At 69.2% G+C, this 16411-nt stretch carries 18 protein-coding genes; 8 read left to right on the forward strand and 10 right to left on the reverse strand.

The annotated features are described in order from the left end of the window. Positions 1–5: 5 nt before the first annotated feature. The 3 genes from BOSE46_RS06210 to BOSE46_RS06220 all read left to right on the forward strand — a co-directional run bounded on the left by BOSE46_RS06210 (position 6) and on the right by BOSE46_RS06220 (position 2675). Entirely contained in the window at positions 6–824 is an 819-nt protein-coding gene (locus BOSE46_RS06210; protein ID WP_159539415.1) for an NUDIX domain-containing protein, read from the forward strand. Further along, on the forward strand, positions 821–1588 hold the full coding sequence (locus BOSE46_RS06215; protein ID WP_159539416.1) for an MBL fold metallo-hydrolase: 768 nt from the start codon (positions 821–823) through the stop codon (positions 1586–1588). The genes BOSE46_RS06210 and BOSE46_RS06215 overlap by 4 nt, the downstream gene beginning before the upstream one ends. 268 nt (positions 1589–1856) lie before the next feature. Continuing rightward, positions 1857–2675 (forward strand): hypothetical protein, encoded by an 819-nt coding sequence (locus BOSE46_RS06220; protein ID WP_159539417.1) that lies wholly within the window; start codon positions 1857–1859, stop codon positions 2673–2675. 81 nt (positions 2676–2756) lie between these two features. On the opposite strand, the gene BOSE46_RS06225 is transcribed toward BOSE46_RS06220, so the two are convergent. Next, a complete protein-coding gene (locus BOSE46_RS06225; RefSeq protein WP_159539418.1) occupies positions 2757–3434 on the reverse strand; it encodes a Crp/Fnr family transcriptional regulator in 678 nt (225 codons plus the stop codon). A gap of 124 nt (positions 3435–3558) precedes the next feature. Here BOSE46_RS06225 and nth point away from each other — a divergent pair, with 124 nt between their 5' ends. From nth to BOSE46_RS06250, 5 genes are read left to right on the forward strand one after another with little or no spacing between them, the layout of a single operon-like run. Further along, a complete protein-coding gene (gene nth, locus BOSE46_RS06230; RefSeq protein WP_236551641.1) occupies positions 3559–4266 on the forward strand; it encodes an endonuclease III in 708 nt (235 codons plus the stop codon). Then, positions 4263–4877 (forward strand): TlpA disulfide reductase family protein, encoded by a 615-nt coding sequence (locus tag BOSE46_RS06235; protein WP_159539419.1) that lies wholly within the window; start codon positions 4263–4265, stop codon positions 4875–4877. The genes nth and BOSE46_RS06235 overlap by 4 nt, the downstream gene beginning before the upstream one ends. Beyond that, positions 4874–5518: a CoA pyrophosphatase gene (locus tag BOSE46_RS06240; protein WP_159539420.1), complete on the forward strand. Its 645-nt coding sequence runs from the start codon at positions 4874–4876 to the stop codon at positions 5516–5518. The genes BOSE46_RS06235 and BOSE46_RS06240 overlap by 4 nt, the downstream gene beginning before the upstream one ends. Further along, positions 5515–6687 (forward strand): MarP family serine protease, encoded by a 1173-nt coding sequence (locus tag BOSE46_RS06245; protein ID WP_159539421.1) that lies wholly within the window; start codon positions 5515–5517, stop codon positions 6685–6687. Before BOSE46_RS06240 ends, BOSE46_RS06245 begins: the two co-directional genes overlap by 4 nt. Continuing rightward, entirely contained in the window at positions 6687–7514 is an 828-nt protein-coding gene (locus BOSE46_RS06250; protein ID WP_159539422.1) for a hypothetical protein, read from the forward strand. Before BOSE46_RS06245 ends, BOSE46_RS06250 begins: the two co-directional genes overlap by 1 nt. Here the strand turns inward: BOSE46_RS06250 and BOSE46_RS06255 are convergent. From BOSE46_RS06255 to BOSE46_RS06295, 9 genes are all read right to left on the reverse strand, one after another. After that, positions 7511–7900, reverse strand: a complete 390-nt coding sequence (locus BOSE46_RS06255; RefSeq protein ID WP_159539423.1) for a phage holin family protein — start codon at positions 7898–7900, stop codon at positions 7511–7513. The two genes, BOSE46_RS06250 and BOSE46_RS06255, sit on opposite strands and share 4 nt — an antisense overlap. A gap of 38 nt (positions 7901–7938) precedes the next feature. Then, positions 7939–8097 carry a hypothetical protein gene (locus tag BOSE46_RS06260; RefSeq protein WP_159539424.1) on the reverse strand — a complete coding sequence of 53 codons (159 nt, stop codon included), beginning with the start codon at positions 8095–8097 and terminating at the stop codon, positions 7939–7941. An 82-nt stretch (positions 8098–8179) separates the two neighbouring features. Beyond that, positions 8180–10138 (reverse strand): acetate--CoA ligase, encoded by a 1959-nt coding sequence (gene acs / locus BOSE46_RS06265; RefSeq protein ID WP_159539425.1) that lies wholly within the window; start codon positions 10136–10138, stop codon positions 8180–8182. Positions 10139–10357: 219 nt separating this feature from the next. Continuing rightward, the gene (locus BOSE46_RS06270) at positions 10358–12016 is read right to left on the reverse strand and encodes a cation acetate symporter (RefSeq protein ID WP_159539426.1); all 1659 of its coding nucleotides are present in this window, start codon (positions 12014–12016) and stop codon (positions 10358–10360) included. Then, positions 12013–12351 carry a DUF485 domain-containing protein gene (locus BOSE46_RS06275; protein ID WP_201299560.1) on the reverse strand — a complete coding sequence of 113 codons (339 nt, stop codon included), beginning with the start codon at positions 12349–12351 and terminating at the stop codon, positions 12013–12015. The genes BOSE46_RS06270 and BOSE46_RS06275 overlap by 4 nt, the downstream gene beginning before the upstream one ends. 181 nt (positions 12352–12532) lie before the next feature. Next, positions 12533–14023: a cation acetate symporter gene (locus tag BOSE46_RS06280; RefSeq protein ID WP_159539427.1), complete on the reverse strand. Its 1491-nt coding sequence runs from the start codon at positions 14021–14023 to the stop codon at positions 12533–12535. A gap of 76 nt (positions 14024–14099) precedes the next feature. Continuing rightward, complete coding sequence (locus tag BOSE46_RS06285) at positions 14100–14501, reverse strand: hypothetical protein (RefSeq protein ID WP_159539428.1); 402 nt, start codon at positions 14499–14501, stop codon at positions 14100–14102. Beyond that, complete coding sequence (locus BOSE46_RS06290; RefSeq protein WP_159539429.1) at positions 14498–15232, reverse strand: LytTR family DNA-binding domain-containing protein; 735 nt, start codon at positions 15230–15232, stop codon at positions 14498–14500. The genes BOSE46_RS06285 and BOSE46_RS06290 overlap by 4 nt, the downstream gene beginning before the upstream one ends. Before the next feature lie 46 nt (positions 15233–15278). After that, the gene (locus BOSE46_RS06295) at positions 15279–16403 is read right to left on the reverse strand and encodes a sensor histidine kinase (protein ID WP_159539430.1); all 1125 of its coding nucleotides are present in this window, start codon (positions 16401–16403) and stop codon (positions 15279–15281) included. Between the last annotated feature and the right edge of the window lie 8 nt (positions 16404–16411).

The following is a 16411-nucleotide window of genomic DNA, read 5'->3' on the forward strand; positions in this document are numbered from 1 at the left end:
CCCCCATGCGGATGCCACTGCCCGAGAGACTGCGCGAGCATGCGCAGGGCTACAACGGCACCGTGGTCGAGCCCCGCCATGCGTCGACGATCATCGTCGTGCGCGACGGGGCCGACGGCATCGAGGCTTTCCTCATGCGCCGGCAGACGAGCATGGCGTTCGCTGCGGGCATGTACGTGTTCCCGGGTGGCGGCATGCACCCCAGCGACATCGCGGACGAGGTCCCGTGGGCCGGGCCGTCGCCGGCGGGGTGGGCCAGGCGCCTGGACTGCGACGAGTCGCTGGCACGGGGCCTCGTCGTCGCCGCCGTGCGTGAGACGTTCGAGGAGACCGGCGTGCTGCTCGCCGGCCCGGACGAGTCCACGGTGCTGTCCGACACGAGCGGTGTCGACATGCAGGCTGCGCGCGTGACGCTGGAGGCCGGCGAGCTGACGTTCGCGGAGTTCCTGCGCAGCCACGGCCTGGTTCTGCGATCGGACCTGATCGGCGCGTGGGCGCACTGGATCACGCCGACGTTCGAGCCGCGCCGCTACGACACCCGGTTTTTCGTCGCGGCCCTGCCTGAGGGTCAGCGGGTCGGCGAGATGAGTCGCGAGGCCGATCACGCGAGCTGGGCGCTGTTGCGCGACGTGCTCGCAAGGGTGGAGTCGGGGGAGGCCGCAATGATGCCGCCCACCGTGGTCGCCTGCCGCGAGGTCGCCGAACATACCGCAGAGACGATCCTCGCCGCCGCTGCCGAACGTACGATCCGCACGATCGAGCCGCGACTCGTCGAGATCGACGGCGACCTGTTCCTCGAGACCGACCTGGGAGACCTCGCATGACCGACGCCGTCACTGTGACCGACCGTGCCTCGTACGTCCTGGCCGCCAACCCCGGCATCATGACGCTCGACGGCACCAACACGTGGATCCTGCGCGAGCCCGGTGCGGAACGGTCGATCGTGGTCGACCCAGGGCCGAACGACGAGACGCATCTCCAGGCGGTGCTGGCGGCGGCCGGCTCGGTGGGGCTGATCCTGTTCACGCACCGGCACTTCGACCACACACAGGCGCTCGGGCGGTTCGTCGAGCTGACCGGCGCGTCGGCGCGGTCCACCGATCCGGAGTTCACGCGCGGTGCGGAGCCGTTGGTCGACGGCGAGTCGATCGCCATCGACGGGCTCGAGCTCGAGGTCATCGCGACCCCGGGTCATACGACCGACTCGACGTGCTTCCGGCTCGTCGCGGACGGCTCGCTGCTCAGCGGCGACACGATCCTGGGCCGGGGCACGACCGTCATCGCCCACCCCGACGGCGTCCTCGGGCCCTACCTCGACTCGCTGGCGCACATCCGCGAGCTCATCGAGGAGGGCCTCGTCACGCGCATCCTGCCGGGTCACGGGCCGGTCGTCGACGATCCTCGTGGTGTCGTCGACTACTACCTCGACCACCGCGCGGAGCGGCTCGACCAGGTACGCGCGGCGGTCGACACCGGCGCGACGACTGCACGGGAGGTCGTCGAGGCGGTCTACAAGGACGTCGACCCCGTGCTCTGGGGCGCCGCCGAGCTGAGCGTCGCCGCCCAGCTCGACTACCTCAAGGACTAACCCGCTCCCCGGTTTGGCCCGTCGGCCCCAAGGTTTGGCGGTTGATCAACCGTTTCGGAGCGATTCGTCCCTCGAAATGGTTGATCTGGGGCCAGATCTTGGTGATCCACAGCTGTGCGGCCTGGTCAGGCAGTCCACAGCGTCATCGATGGCGCGGAACGTACCGGTGGCGTTGCGGCACCTTTCATGGATGCGTCCTGTCCCCGCCGAGCTTCAAGGCCGATCATTCACACCCGTCGAAGCTCATCGCCTTGGGGTCACTCCCCGGATGCTCCAAGGATCGAGGTTCACGCAGGTCTTCGAGGGAGTCTGGCGCACGGCCGAGACAGCAGAGACTGAGGAGCTGAGGGCCCGTGCCGCGCTCAAGATCCTGCCGGACGACGCCGCGTTGTCGCACACGAGCGGCTTGCGGTGGCTCGGTCTCGACATCGGCGACGCCGAGCCATTGCACTTCTCGACGGCCGGCCGGTTGCATGTGCAGCGGAAGGGGGTGGTCGTGCACCGACGACAGGAGATGCTGCGTTCGGCGTTCGTACGTGGCGTTCCGTTGTTGAGCAGCCAGCGCACGTTCGTCGATGCCGCGACGCAGCTGGACGATCGCGAGCTGCTGCGCGCGGGCGACTGGCTCGTACGGCACGGTCACGTGGACCTGCTCGATCTCAAGGCGTTCGTGCTCGAGTCGCACCTCGACGGCGTCCAGCGAGCACGCCGGGTGGCACCGCTCGTACGCGAACATGTCGACTCGGTTCGTGAGTCGGATGTGCGCTGGATCATCTTCGAGTCGGGTCTGCCGGATCCGATCCCCAACCTGCCGATTCGCGACTCACACGGCGTGCAGATCGCGAAGGGCGACTTGGCGTATCCGCTCTACAAGGTTCTGGTGGAGCACGACGGGTGGCACCACGAGCGTGATGCGGCGCAGCGCCAGCACGACCACCTACGCCGCGAACGTTTGGAGGCAGAGGGCTGGCTCGTCATCGTGATCACGGTGGCCGACTTCAGCCACGAGAGGCAGATCGCCTGGCGGGTCTACAACGCCCTCAAGCTCCGCGGGTACGTAGGGCCGCGACCAAGATTTGGCGTCTGATCAACGTTTTCCGACTCGTTCGAACTCAGAAACGGTTGATACTCCACCAAATTTTGGGAGTCGAAATCGCGGCGCAGCGGGTCAGCGGGCGCGGCGCTGGAGGCGTTCGAGGTCGAGGATCACGACGCTGCGGGGCTCGAGCCGCAGCCAACCCCGCGAGGCGAAGTCGGCGAGCGCCTTGTTGACGGTCTCGCGGGAGGCACCGACGAGCTGCGCGAGCTCTTCCTGCGTGAGGTCGTGGTTGACGTGCACGCCGTCGTCGGCGCGACGGCCGAAGCGCGAGGCCAGGTCGAGCAGGGCCTTGGCGACGCGGCCGGGCACGTCGGAGAACACCAGGTCGCCGACGACCTCGTTGGTGCGGCGCAGGCGTCCCGCGAGCTGGTTGAGCAACGCGTGCGCGACATCAGGATGGGCGTTGAGGACGGGGCTGAGGGCTTCGTGCCCGAGGCTCTTGAGCTCCGCATCGGTCACTGCCGTGGCGGTCGCCGAGCGGGGGCCGGGATCGAAGAACGACAGCTCGCCGAACATCTGCGCCGGGCCGAGGATCGCCAGCAGGTTCTCGCGGCCATCGGGGGAGGTGCGGCCGAGCTTGATCTTGCCCTCGGTCACGACGTAGAGCTTGTCGCCGTCATCGCCCTCGTTGAAGAGGATCTCTCCGCGGCGCAGTGAGGCCGAGGACATCGACGACTCGAGTGCAGCAGCTACTTCGTCGTCGAGGCCGGAGAACAGCGGTGCCTGGCGGAGAACGTCGTCGGTCACGGGTCTTCCCTATCACTCATGTTGCCCTGGTCACAGTGTGTGCACCGATCGCAGTTTCCCACATCGGGACGGCCGATGCCGAATACGCGCCGGTGAACGTAGTCTGGACCCTGTGCCGAGCGACGTGACCCGACCAGAAACCGCGCTCGTACGCCGGGCCCGCAAGGTCAACCGGGTGCTCGCCGAGACCTATCCCGATGCGGGCTGTGAGCTCGACTTCCGTACGCCGTTCGAGCTCCTCATCGCCACGGTCCTGTCGGCGCAGACCACCGATCGCCGGGTGAACGCGATCACGCCCGCGCTCTTCGCCGTCTACCCGGACGCCCGGGCCATGGCGGCCGCCGACCGGGCAGCACTCGAGGAGCTGATCCGGCCGACCGGCTTCTTCCGCGCCAAGACCGAGAGCCTGCTGCGGCTCTCCGCCGACCTGGTCGAGCGGTACGACGGGGAGGTCCCCGGCCGGCTCAAGGACCTCGTGACGCTGCACGGCGTGGGCCGCAAGACCGCCAACGTCGTCCTGGGCAACGCCTTCGACGTCCCCGGCCTGACGGTCGACACGCACTTCGCGCGCCTGGTGCGCCGGTTCCAGTGGGTGCCTGAGGCGATCATCAAGGATCCGGTCAAGACCGAGCACGCGGTCGCCGCGATCTTCCCGGCCAAGGACTGGACGATGCTGAGCCACCGGCTGATCTGGCACGGCCGGCGCTGCTGCCACGCCAAGAAGCCGGCCTGCGGGGCGTGCCCCGTCGCCCATTGGTGCCCGTCGTACGGCACCGGCCCGATCGATCCGGCCGAGGCGGCGGCGCTCATCACGACGCAGGGTCCTGCGTGAGGGCGCGACTGGTCCTGGCCTGCCTCGCGCTCCTCCTCACAGCCTGCGGTGGAACCAGCCCGGACGACGACGCACCGACGTTCGGCGGAGGCACGGCGCCGACAGCAGGCGCCGGCGAGCTCGCCGCGGCCAAGAAGCAGGCGCACATCGAGGCCTGCCCCGCGTCCGACGGCACCGCGCCGGCCGGCGACGCGCTTCCGGACCTGACCCTCGACTGCCTCGGCGGCGGTTCGCCCGTACGCCTGTCAGGCCTCGCGGGCACCCCGACGATCATCAACTTCTGGGCCAGCTGGTGCGCGCCGTGCCGCAAGGAGCTGCCGTTGCTGGCCAAGGCCCACGAGGCGTACGGGGACAAGCTCAGGATCATCGGCGTCGACTTCGCCGACTCGGCCCCCGATGCCGCGCTCGAGCTCGCCGAGCAGTCCGGGGTGACCTACCCGCTGCTGTCCGATCCCGACTCCACGACCAAGGCGCCGCTGAAGGTCATCGGTCTGCCGCAGACCGTGTTCGTGGACGCACAAGGAACAATGGTCGCCACGGAGCGCGTCGCGTTCCGTTCGTATGCCGACCTGACTGCCGCGATCGAGAAGCACCTGGGGGTGTCGCCATGAATTGGGAGCACCTCCCGGAGTGGTTGCAGCCGTTGGCCGAGCTCGCTGGGTCGGTCGAGGCCGAGCAGCTGGCCCCTCGGTTCCCGCACCCACCGGCCGATGCGCGTCCTGCCGCGGTGCTGATGCTGTTCGCCGACGGCGACAACGGACCCGAGCTGCTGCTCACCGAGCGCGCGGCCAAGATGCGCAACCACGCCGGCCAGATCTCCTTCCCCGGCGGCGCCACGGATCCCGAGGACGCGGACGCCGTCGCCACCGCGCTGCGGGAGGCCAACGAGGAGGTCGGGCTCGACCTCGACACCGTCGAGGTCTTCGGCACGCTCCCGACGTTGTGGCTGCCGCCGAGCAACTTCGCCGTGACCCCGGTCCTCGGCTTCTGGCGGGAGCCCAAGCCGCTCATGCCGGTCAGCGCCGAGGAGGTCAGCGCGATCATCCACCAGCCCATACGCCGGCTGCTCGACCCGGCCAACCGCTTTAGCGTCGAGCATCCCTCCGGCTGGCGCGGCCCCGCGTTCGAGATCGGCTCAGGCGTCCCGCTGTGGGGTTTCACCGCGGGCGTCGTGTCGCGGTTGTTCGAGCGCCTGGGCTGGGAGCAGCCCTGGGACGACAGCGTCACCCGGCCCCTTCCGGACTTCTCATGAACTCCCTCGACCTGATCCTCGTCCTGGTCCTGCTGGCGTATGCCGTCTCGGGCTACGTCCAGGGCTTCGTCGTCAACCTGATCGCCACGGTCGGGCTGCTGATCGGCGGGCTGCTCGCGCTCGCGATCGTGCCCAAGTTCCTCTCGGGCAACACCGCGACCGTCAGCTCGTCCCTGTTGGCGCTCGGCCTTGTCGTCGGCGCTGCCGCGATCGGGCAGGGCATCGGTACGTACGTCGGCACCGACCTGCGCAACGGCCTCAAGTGGAAGCCGCTGCGGTGGGTAGACGCGGTCGGCGGCAGCCTGCTGAGCATGGTCGCGGTGCTGTGCGCGGGCTGGGCGCTGGGCTACTCGGTCAGTGGCACGACGATCCCCTACCTCTCGACCGCGTCGCGCGACTCGGTGATCCTCGACCGGGTCGACTCGGTCATGCCGGCTCGGGCGACCTCGGTGCTGCGGTCGTTCAACGAGGTGCTCGACGCCAACCTGTTCCCGCGCTACATCGACCCGTTCGAGAGCGAGAACATCAAGCCGGTCGGCCCGCCCGACACCGCGACGCTCGCGAGCCCAGGGGTCCGCAAGGCATCAGGCAGCGTCGTCAAGATCCTCGGCCAGGCCAGCTGCCAGCGCGGCATCGAGGGCTCCGGCTTCGCCTACTCCGAAGGGCGCGTCATGACCAACGCGCACGTCGTGGCGGGGGTCGAGAACCCGTCGGTCGTGATCAACGGTCAACGTACGAATGCCCGCGTCGTCCTGTTCGACCGCAAGCTCGATGTCGCGGTGCTCGCGGTCGACGGGACGAGCCTGCGGCCGCTCGACTTCGACACGACCGGCGAGACGGGGGAGGACGCGGCGATCCTCGGCTACCCGGAGAACGGGCCGTTCGACGCCCGGGCCGCCCGCATCCGCAGTGAGATGCGGCTGCGCAGCCCCGACATCTACGACAAGGGCCAGGTCGTACGCGAGACGTTCTCGGTGCGCGGGCTCGTACGCTCCGGCAACTCCGGCGGGCCGCTCGTGTCCACCGACGGCGACGTCCTCGGCGTGATCTTCGCGGCGTCCATCACGGACAAGTCGACCGGCTATGCCCTCACCGCTTCGCAGGTCGCAGACGATGCGCGCGCCGGCATCGACGCGACGTCGACCGTCTCAACCGGAGGATGTGCCTGATGCGCACCGTGCTCTCATTCGTCAGTGGCGCCGTCGCTCTGCTGGCCCTCCTCGCGGCGGTCCCGCTGCTGTGGCTGTCGACGCACATCGTCGACGAGGACGGCTACGTGGCGTTCAGCAGCACCCTCGCGAAGGACACCGAGCTGCAGAGCGCGTTCTCGGCCTACCTCACCGACGAGCTGTCGGCGCGCGGCGTGTTGCCGGCAGCGGTCAAGGGTCCGGCCGCGACCGTGCTCGCGGGGGCCATGCGGCGCACCAGCAACGAGGCCGGGTTCGTCGACGCGTGGGAGGAGACGCAACGCGGCTCGCACCGTGAGGCGTTCGCCGACCCCATGCCCAAGGTGCTGGGCATCGACGTCAGCCCGATGGCCGTCTTCGTCACCAAGCAGGCCACCGGCGACCTGCCGGTCGCCCTCGCTGTGCCGAAGCACCTGGTCGTGCCGGTCGTGACGGATGCCAGCGACCGCGAGATGGTCGACCGGGTCAAGCAGTCGACGACCGCCGGCCGGATCGCGGGCATCGTCGCCGTCATCGCGGCGGTGGCGAGCGTGGGACTGGCGCGGCGTACGTCCGCGGCCGTGGCCTGGCTCGGCGGAGGCATGATCGCTGTCGCCGGGCTCCTGTGGCTCTCGAGCGGGCCGGTGACGCAGTCGATCCTCGACCACACCGAGGCGCCGTCGGAGTTCGCCCGCACGCTCCAGAAGCTGCTGGTCGACCGCGCGGCGAGCTCGCTCGACGCCTGGCTCGTCATCCTCGCGGTCGGTGGCGGCATCGCCGCGATCGCCGGCTTCGTCGGCCGCGCCGTGACGGCCCGCAGAACCGCCTAGCTGGGGCGGCCCTTGAGGGCGGCGGGGATCTCCTTGGCCGTCTCGATCGTGCGCTTCGGCGCGCGGACCTTCTTGAGCAGCACGATGCCCAGGATGATCGCGAGGATCGTCAGCACGACGTAGACGCCGGCGACGATGAGGAACGCCCACGCGGGGTCGAGGCCGGTCATCGTGAGGAAGTAGGCGCCGGAGATCGACAGCATGACGACGATCAACAGACCGAAGAACGCCGCGACCGCCAGCAGGCCGGCGCCGATGCCGCCGGCCTTGACGCTGAACTTCAGCTCGCTCTTGGCGAGCTTGATCTCCGACTGCACCAGTGCCGAGATGTCGCGGCTGGCGTCGGCCACCAGCCGACCGATGGTCGGATCGTCAGCTCTGTTCATACCGGCGAGCCTACAAGTGACTCACGGGATCGCGCAGGTCAGCGTGCGCCCAGCGCCGTCAACAAGCTGCCGTCGGTGACGGCCCAGAGCAGTCGGCCGACGATCACGCCGCCGAGGAGGACGAGGCCGAGGGCCAGGTCCGTGCTGATGCGCCGAGTCGTCGGAGTCGCCTGCTCGTCGTTCCTCATCGTCGTCATGCCGACAACTTTTCCCGGTGAAGATGAGACGAAACTGAACGGAACCCGTCCTGAGCCTGTCAGCGTGATGAAGGTCGCAGCGTCAGTCCTCGTCCTTGGCGGTCTTCATCCCGGCGGTGATCTTGTCCATGATGCCGCTGTCGGCGAGCGTCGTGGCGTCGCCGACCTCGCGGTTCTCGGCGACGTCGCGGAGCAGTCGGCGCATGATCTTGCCGGAGCGGGTCTTGGGCAGCTCGGGGACGATCATGATCTGGCGGGGCTTGGCGATCGCACCGATCTCCTTGGCGACGTGGCTGCGGAGCTCGGCGACGATCTCCTCGCCGCCATCGCCCGCGGACTCGCGCAGGATCACGAACGCGACGACGGCCTGACCCGTGGTCTCGTCGGTCGCACCGACGACAGCGGCCTCGGCAACCTTGGGATGCGACACGAGCGCGGACTCGATCTCGGTGGTCGAGAGGCGGTGGCCCGAGACGTTCATGACGTCGTCGACGCGGCCGAGCAACCAGATGGCACCGTCGTCGTCCTTGCGGGCGCCGTCTCCGGCGAAGTAGAAGCCGGGCCAGCGTGACCAGTAGGTGTCCTTGTAGCGGTCGTCGTCTCCCCAGATCGTGCGCAGCATCGACGGCCACGGCTCGGTGATGACGAGGTAGCCGCCCTCGCCGTGCTCGACGGGCTTGCCGGCGTCGTCGACGACCTCCGCGGCGATGCCGGGGATCGCGGTCATCGCCGAGCCCGGCTTGCCCTTGGTGACGCCGGGCAGCGGGCTGATCATGTGCGCGCCGGTCTCGGTCTGCCACCACGTGTCGACGATCGGGGTGCGTCCGCCGCCGATGTTCTCGCGGTACCAGACGTACGCCTCGGGGTTGATCGACTCACCGACCGATCCGAGGATGCGCAGCGAGCTGAGGTCGTGCTCGGCGGGGATCTGCTCGCCCCACTTCATGAACGTACGAATCGCAGTCGGGGCCGTGTAGAACAGTGTGACCTTGTACTTCTCGATGATCTCCCACCAGCGGCCCTTGTGCGGGGTGTCCGGCGTGCCTTCGTAGAGCACCTGGGTCGCGCCGTTGGCCAGCGGCCCGTAGACGATGTACGAATGGCCGGTGACCCAGCCGACGTCGGCGGTGCACCAGTAGACGTCCTCGGGCTTGTAGTCGAACACGCCCCAGAACGTGTAGGTCGACTGCACCAGGTAGCCGCCCGTGGTGTGCAGGATGCCCTTGGGGGAGCCGGTCGTGCCGGACGTGTACATGACGTAGAGCGGGTGCTCCGAGTCGAACATCTCCGGCGTGTGGTCCTTGGACGCGGAGTCGACGACGTCGTGCCACCACACGTCGCGACCCTCGGTCCACTCCACGTCCTGACCGGTGCGGCGTACGACCAGCACGCCGGTGACGTCGGGGCACTTCTGGAGCGCCTCGTCGACGGCGGGCTTGAGGGCGGACGGGGCGCCACGGCGGTAGCCGCCGTCGGCGGTGATGACGACCTTGGCCTCGCAGTCCAGGATGCGCGACGACAGGGCATCGGCGGAGAACCCGCCGAACACCACGGTGTGCGGGGCGCCGAGACGGGCGCACGCCAGCATCGCGATGACGGCCTCGGGGATCATCGGCATGTAGATCGCGATCCGGTCGCCGGTCTGCACACCCAGGTCGATCAGCGCGTTGGCGGCCTGGGACACGAGGTCCTGGAGCTCGGCGTACGTGATGTCACGGGTGTCGTCGTCGGGCTCGCCGACGAAGTGCAGCGCGACCTTGTCACCGCTGCCGGCCTCGACGTGCCGGTCGACGCAGTTGTAGGCCGCGTTGAGCGTGCCGCCGACGTACCACTTGGCGAACGGCGGGTTGGACCAGTCGAGCACGTCGGTGAACGGCGTGCCCCAGCTGAGCCGGTCGGCCTGCTCGCCCCAGAACTTCACCCGGTTGGCGGCCGCCTGCTCGTAGACCTCCGCCTTGACGTTGGCGTTGGCCGCCAGGTCGGCCGGCGGCTCGAAGACGCGGTCTTCGTGGGACAGGTTGCTGATGTTCTGCTCGGTCACGGTTGCTCCTCGTCCGGGGTTCTACCTTGATTGTGGCGCAGCCCACAAGATGCCGTTCACGGGGTTGCGTCGCGCGGCTCCGCCGCTCCTGCTGCTCGTACCTCACAGCGGCCGGGCTCCGCCCGGGCGCCTGCCTCGCTTCGCTCGGCCTATGGTTGCGAGCCGGGCCCGTCGAGGCCCCCCCTGGTGGCTTCGACGGGCCCGGCCTGCACGCGCGCGCTACTTGATCGCGCCCGCGCCGGTCATCGCACGTACGTCCAGCTCGGTGTAGTGCTCCTCCGCCTCACGGTCCTTGGCCAGCATCGTGCCGATGAATCCGCACAGGAAGCCGATCGGGATCGAGACGATGCCCGGGTTCTCGAGCGGGAACCAGCTGATGTCGATGTTGGTCGGCAGCAGCGACAGGTTCTTGCCCGTCGGGTCCTCACCCTTGCCGGAGACGACCGGCGAGAAGATCACCAGTCCCACCGACGAGATGAGGCCGCCGTAGATGCTCCACACCGCTCCGCTGGTGTTGAACCGCTTCCAGAACAGGTTGTAGAGCAACGCCGGCAGGTTGGCCGATGCGGCAACCGCGAAGGCCAGCGCCACCAGGAAGGCGATGTTGAGCTTCTGCGCCGGTATGGCCAACAGGATCGCCACGCCGCCGATCGCGAAGGCCGCGATCCTCGCGGTCGCCACCTCCTGCTTCTCGGTGACCTCGCCGCGCTTCCAGACCTGCGCGTAGAGGTCGTGCGCGACGGACGACGCCGAGGTCAGTGTCAGTCCGGCGACCACGGCGAGGATCGTCGCGAACGCCACCGCCGAGATGATCGCCAGCAGCACAGCGCCTCCGGTCGACCCGGAACCACCACCGACGGCCTCGGCCAGCAACGGTGATGCGAGGTTGCCGCCGGAGCCTGCGATCTGCTCCTTCTCGTCGCCCTTGACCAGTGCCGCAGCACCGAAGCCGAGGATCAGCGTCATCAGGTAGAACGACCCGATGAGTCCGATCGCCCACAGCACCGACTTGCGCGCCTGCCGGGCCGTCGGGACGGTGTAGAAGCGGATCAGGATGTGCGGCAGGCCTGCGGTGCCGAGCACCAGGGCCAGACCCAGCGAGATGAAGTCGATCTTGCTGGTCGTCGTGAGGCCGTACTTGAGGCCCGGCTGCAGGAACGCGTCGCCCTTGCCGCTGTTGCTCGCGGCGGTGCCCAGCAGGTCGCTGATGTTGAAGTCGAACTTGGCCAGCACGAGGATCGTGATGAGGATCGTGCCGCCCATCAGCAGGACGGCCTTGACGATCTGCACCCAGGTCGTGCCCTTCATGCCGCCGACCGTCACGTAGAAGATCATCAGCAGGCCGACGCCGACGATCGTCAGGTTCTTGGTCGCACCTTCGTTGTCGACGCCCAGCAGCAGGGCGACGAGCGCGCCTGCACCGACCATCTGGGCCAGCAGGTAGAAGATCGACACGACCACGGTCGACGTCGCCGCCGCCGTACGCACCGGCCGCTGGCGCATACGGAATGCCAGCTGGTCGGCCATCGTGAACCGGCCGGAGTTGCGGAGCAGCTCGGCGACCAGCAGCAGGGCGACGAGCCACGCCACGAGGAAGCCGATCGAGTAGAGGAAGCCGTCATAGCCCGACAGCGCGATGGCACCCGAGATGCCGAGGAAGGACGCTGCCGACATGTAGTCGCCGGCGACCGCGAAGCCGTTCTGTGCACCGGTGAAGCTGCGTCCACCGGCGTAGTAGTCGGCCGCGGTCTTGGTGTTGCGGCTCGCCCAGAACGTGATGCCGACCGTGATCAGGACGACCAGGACGAACAGCGAACCGGTCAGTGCCTGGTGGTCGTTGTCATCAGCTGCCCGTAGGAGCGTGGCTGTGGTGCTCATCGCGTGCTCTCCTTGTCGAACTCGTCACGGAGCCGGTCAGCGATCGGGTCCATGCGCCGGGCAGCGAATCGGGCGTACCAGATGGCGATCGCGAACGTCGAGACGAACTGCAGCAGACCGAAGATCAGCGCGACGTTGATGTTGCCGACGACCTTGTGACCCATGAAGTCGCCCGCGTAGTTCGACATCAGGACGTAGAGCAGGTACCAGGTCATGAAGGCGACGGTCAGCGGGACGACGAAGCGCAGGTACGAGCGTTTGAGCTCCGCGAACTCGTCGGTCGCATGGATGCGTTGATAGGCCGCGTGGGCCTCGGGCGTGATTCTCTCGGCCACCGTGGATCACCTCTTCCGTGAAGGCAGGACGGCACGGGTGCGTGTCGCCGCTCTGAACCTAGGTACCCCGATTCGTGTGAACCAGATCACTTCACGGTGTGTGCGGTGGGAGCCGACGGCCCGGCGACATACGGTCGCCCGCGTACGACGAACGGTCGGTTTCGCAGGTCGAACGGTCCGGCTAGAACCGGCGGTCGACGTCGAGGCGCTCGGGGGTGTGCAGACGGACCATGGTCCGCGAGACGTTGGCCGGTACGTCCGAGCGGGTGGCGAGTGAGACGCCGACCATCAGGGCGAAGCCGATCGGCACCGACCAGGCGGCCGGCTGGCTCATCACGACGCCGAACCACCCGTCGGGGCGCGCCGCGATCGTGACGATCGCCGCGGTGCCGGCACACAGGCCGCCGCCGATCAGGCCCGCGATGGCGCCGCGAGCCGTCAGCCCCCGCCACCAGATGCCGAGCACGAGCAGCGGGCAGAACGTCGAGGCGGCCAGGGCGAACGCGAACGTCACCGAGCTGGCCACCGCAATCCGCTCGGCCGACAGCGCCAGGACCAACGGGACGACGACGCAGCCTGCAGCCGCGATGCGCAGCGCCGTGATGGTCGAGAGCCGGCCGCGGGCCAGGCCCTGGCCCACCACGCCGGCGACCGACATCGTGAGGCCCGACGAGGTCGAGAGGAACGCCGCGAACGCGCCCGCCGTGAGCAACGCGGCGAGCACCTCGCCGGTGCTCCCGCCGATGACTCGGGACGGCAGCTCCAGCACGACCGTGTCCGCACGCCCGGACGCCAACAGGTCGCGCGCATAGATCCGGCCCAGCACGCCGTAGATCGTGGGCAGGAGGTAGAACGTGCCGAGCAGCGCCAGCACGATGAGGGTCGTACGCCGGGCCGCGTGGCCGTCGGGATTCGTGTAGAACCGCACGACGACGTGCGGCAGGCCCATCGTGCCCAGGAACGTCGCGATCATGACGGAGTACGTCAGGTAGAGGCCGGGCCCGTCGGCCTGGCTGAACGGCTGGAACCACTCCTCCGGGGCGACGGGAGAGGGCCGGCCGTCGCCGCGCCAGGCGTGCAGCAGGAAGAACACCGGGATCAGCAGCGCCGTCAGCTTGAGCCAGTACTGGAACGCCTGGACCAGCGTGATGCTGCGCATGCCGCCCGACACGACGTTGACCACGACGATCGCCGCGACCACCACGGTGCCGACCCAGTTTGGCGCGCCGGTGACGGTGCGCAGGGTGAGGCCGGCGCCCTGGAACTGCGGCATCAGGTAGAGCCAGCCGACCGCGACGACGAGGCAACTGGCGACCGTACGCACGCCCATCGACTGCAGGCGGACCTGGGCGAAGTCGGGGATCGTGTACGCCCCGGAGCGGCGCAGCGGCGCAGCCACGAACACCAGCAGCAGGAGGTAGCCGGTGGTCCAGCCGATGGGATACCAGAGCATGTCGGCGCCGTGGGTCAGCACGAGACCAGCGACGCCGAGGAACGATGCCGCGGAGAGGTACTCACCGCCGATCGCCGAGCTGTTCCACACCGGGCTGACCGAGCGCGACGCGACGTAGAAGTCGCTCGTCGTACGGCTCACCCGCAGGCCGAAGGCACCGATGCCGAGCGTCGCGATCGCCACCAGCGCCACCGCGACGACGCCATACGTCGAGTTCATGCCGCTGACCCCAAGAAGAGCCCACGATATGGGGTCAGCGGCATGAAGGGCCCTGTCGCTCGTTCGCTGCGCTCACTCATTCCGCGTCCGGGCGGTGCGGTTCCACGAGCTCGGTGAAGTCACGCTCGGCGCGCTCGACCTGCCGGATGTAGACCCAGCCCAGCGCGAACAGCCCGGGATAGACCAGCACGCCGAGGATCCACCACGGGACCGGTACGCCCAGGACGTGCATCTCCGTGACGCTGTCGAACGCCAGGAACAGCAGGGGCAGGGCACCGATCGACAGGGCGAGGGTCGCCGCGACCGTCAGCGCCGCCCGCAGTTGGGCGCGGATCAGCGACCGCATGTAGACCTCGCCGATGCCGGTCGACTCGTCGATCTCCTGACGCACGCTGCGACGTACGTGGGCCGGTGCGGTGGTCAGCGGGCTGGTGACCCGCACCCGACCGGAGTACTTCTTCTCCCGGCGCTCAGTCACAGCGCCCGCTCGTGGATCAGCTCGCGCAGCGCCCGGGCGTGCCGGCGGGCTACCTGGATCTCGACCAGCTCGTCGCCGACCGGCACGAGCACGCTCGACCGGCCCGCCTGGACCCGGAGCTCGCGCAGGTGCGCGAGGTTGACGACGTGGCTGCGGTGGACGCGGGCGAAGCCGGCCTCCTGCCAGTCCTCGGCGAGCGCCGTCAGCGGCGTGCGGATCAAGTGGCTGCCGCCGTCGACGACGTGCAGGCGTACGTAGTCGCCCTGCGCCTCGACGTACGACACCGAGGACCGCGACACGAATCGGGTGACCCCGCCGAGCTCGACGGCGATCTGGTCCTCGCTCGTGCCGGGCACCGATTCGGCGTCCGCGCACGCACGGCGCACGCTCTCGCGGAGCCGCTCCTCGCGGATGGGCTTGAGCAGGTAGTCCACGGCATTGAGCTCGAACGCCTCGACCGCGTGCGCGTCGTGCGCCGTGACGAACACGATGCGCGGGGGAGTCCGGAACCGGCCGAGCAGGCGGGCCATCTCCAGACCACTGAGGCCCGGCATCGCGACGTCGAGGAACACCAGCTCGATCTCGCCCTCGTCGAGCATGCGCAGGGCCTCCGCGCCCGAGCGGGCCGCGCGTACGGAGGCGATGCGGTCGTCGCGACCCAGCAGCCAGACGAGCTCGTCGAGGACGGGCTGCTCGTCGTCCACCACGAGGGCGCGCAAGGCAGCGGTCATGCGGCGATCATGCCGACACATCGGCGGCACCACAACAGGGGAGCGGTCACGGCGACTCGGCGCCGGGGTGGAACTTGGGCAGCCGGACCGTGACCTTCGTGCCGTGCCCGGGCGCGGTCTCGACCACGATCCCGTACTCGTCGCCGTAGACCGTGCGGAGCCGTTCGTCGACGTTCGCGAGCCCGACCGAGGCGCTGGTCGTGTGGCCCGACAGCACGTCGCGCACGGTCTCGGGCTCGACCCCGACGCCGTCGTCCTCGATCGTGATGACGCACTCGACGCCCTCGTCCAGCGCGACGACCGTGACGGTCCCGTCGCCGTCCTTGGCCTCGAGCCCGTGGCGCACGGCGTTCTCGACCAGAGGCTGGATCGCGAGGAAGGGCAGGGTGACGCTCAGGACCTCCGGGGCGACCCGGGTGACGACTCGCAGCCGGTCGCCGAACCGGGCCTTCTCCAGCACGAGGTAGCGCTCGATCGAGCGCAGCTCCTCGGCGAGCGTCGTGAACTCGCCGTGCTCGCGGAACGAGTAGCGGGTGAAGTCGGCGAACTCCAGCAACAGCTCGCGGGCCCGCTCGGGATCGGTACGCACGAACGAGGCGATGGCGCCGAGGGAGTTGTAGATGAAGTGCGGTGAGATCTGGGCGCGCAACGCCCTCAGCTCGGCTTCCATCAAGGCGGTCCGCGACTCCGAGAGCTCCGCGAGCTCGAGCTGGCTCGACATCCACCGGGCCACCTCGGTGGTCGCGCGCGCCAGGCCCGCGGACGCCTCGTCGGTGACGACCGCGATGCTCCCGACGACGCGCTCGTCGACCGACAGCGGCGCGACGATCGCGTGGTCGGACGCCTGCGTGGTGCCGCTCGCCAAGGCGTCGGCGGTGAGCTTGGCGACGTCGGGCGCGTCGCCGGCGAGCCGGCCGTGGAGGTCGGTGATCGCGACGGTGTGCTGACCCAACAACGTACGTACGTGGGGCAGCGCGAGTGCCGCGCTGTCGGCGTCGAGGCCGCGACGCAGCGCGGGAGCGGCTTGCGAGGCGGTGTGCAGCGTCTCGTACGTCGCCCGGTCCGCCGGCGAGCCCAGCACGCGGCGGCGGGTCAGCAACCGCCACCGGACGAACGCCGCCGCGGCGATCAGCGCAGCGATCGCGAGCGCAGCCGTCCGGATGTTGTCCATCCGGGGAC

Source organism: Aeromicrobium sp. 9AM, assembly GCF_902506105.1.
Lineage (GTDB): Bacteria > Actinomycetota > Actinomycetes > Propionibacteriales > Nocardioidaceae > Aeromicrobium.

Bases quoted from the DNA above. Each gene is read 5' to 3' on its own strand.
- BOSE46_RS06210 (WP_159539415.1), top strand. From the start codon at position 6: ATGCGGATGCCACTGCCCGAGAGACTGCGCGAGCATGCGCAGGGCTAC.
- BOSE46_RS06215 (WP_159539416.1), top strand. From the start codon at position 821: ATGACCGACGCCGTCACTGTGACCGACCGTGCCTCGTACGTCCTGGCC.
- BOSE46_RS06220 (WP_159539417.1), top strand. From the start codon at position 1,857: ATGCTCCAAGGATCGAGGTTCACGCAGGTCTTCGAGGGAGTCTGGCGC.
- BOSE46_RS06240 (WP_159539420.1), top strand. From the start codon at position 4,874: ATGAATTGGGAGCACCTCCCGGAGTGGTTGCAGCCGTTGGCCGAGCTC.
- BOSE46_RS06245 (WP_159539421.1), top strand. From the start codon at position 5,515: ATGAACTCCCTCGACCTGATCCTCGTCCTGGTCCTGCTGGCGTATGCC.
- BOSE46_RS06250 (WP_159539422.1), top strand. From the start codon at position 6,687: ATGCGCACCGTGCTCTCATTCGTCAGTGGCGCCGTCGCTCTGCTGGCC.
- BOSE46_RS06255 (WP_159539423.1), bottom strand. From the start codon at position 7,900: ATGAACAGAGCTGACGATCCGACCATCGGTCGGCTGGTGGCCGACGCC.
- BOSE46_RS06260 (WP_159539424.1), bottom strand. From the start codon at position 8,097: ATGACGACGATGAGGAACGACGAGCAGGCGACTCCGACGACTCGGCGC.
- BOSE46_RS06270 (WP_159539426.1), bottom strand. From the start codon at position 12,016: ATGAGCACCACAGCCACGCTCCTACGGGCAGCTGATGACAACGACCAC.
- BOSE46_RS06280 (WP_159539427.1), bottom strand. From the start codon at position 14,023: ATGAACTCGACGTATGGCGTCGTCGCGGTGGCGCTGGTGGCGATCGCG.
- BOSE46_RS06290 (WP_159539429.1), bottom strand. From the start codon at position 15,232: ATGACCGCTGCCTTGCGCGCCCTCGTGGTGGACGACGAGCAGCCCGTC.
- BOSE46_RS06295 (WP_159539430.1), bottom strand. From the start codon at position 16,403: ATGGACAACATCCGGACGGCTGCGCTCGCGATCGCTGCGCTGATCGCC.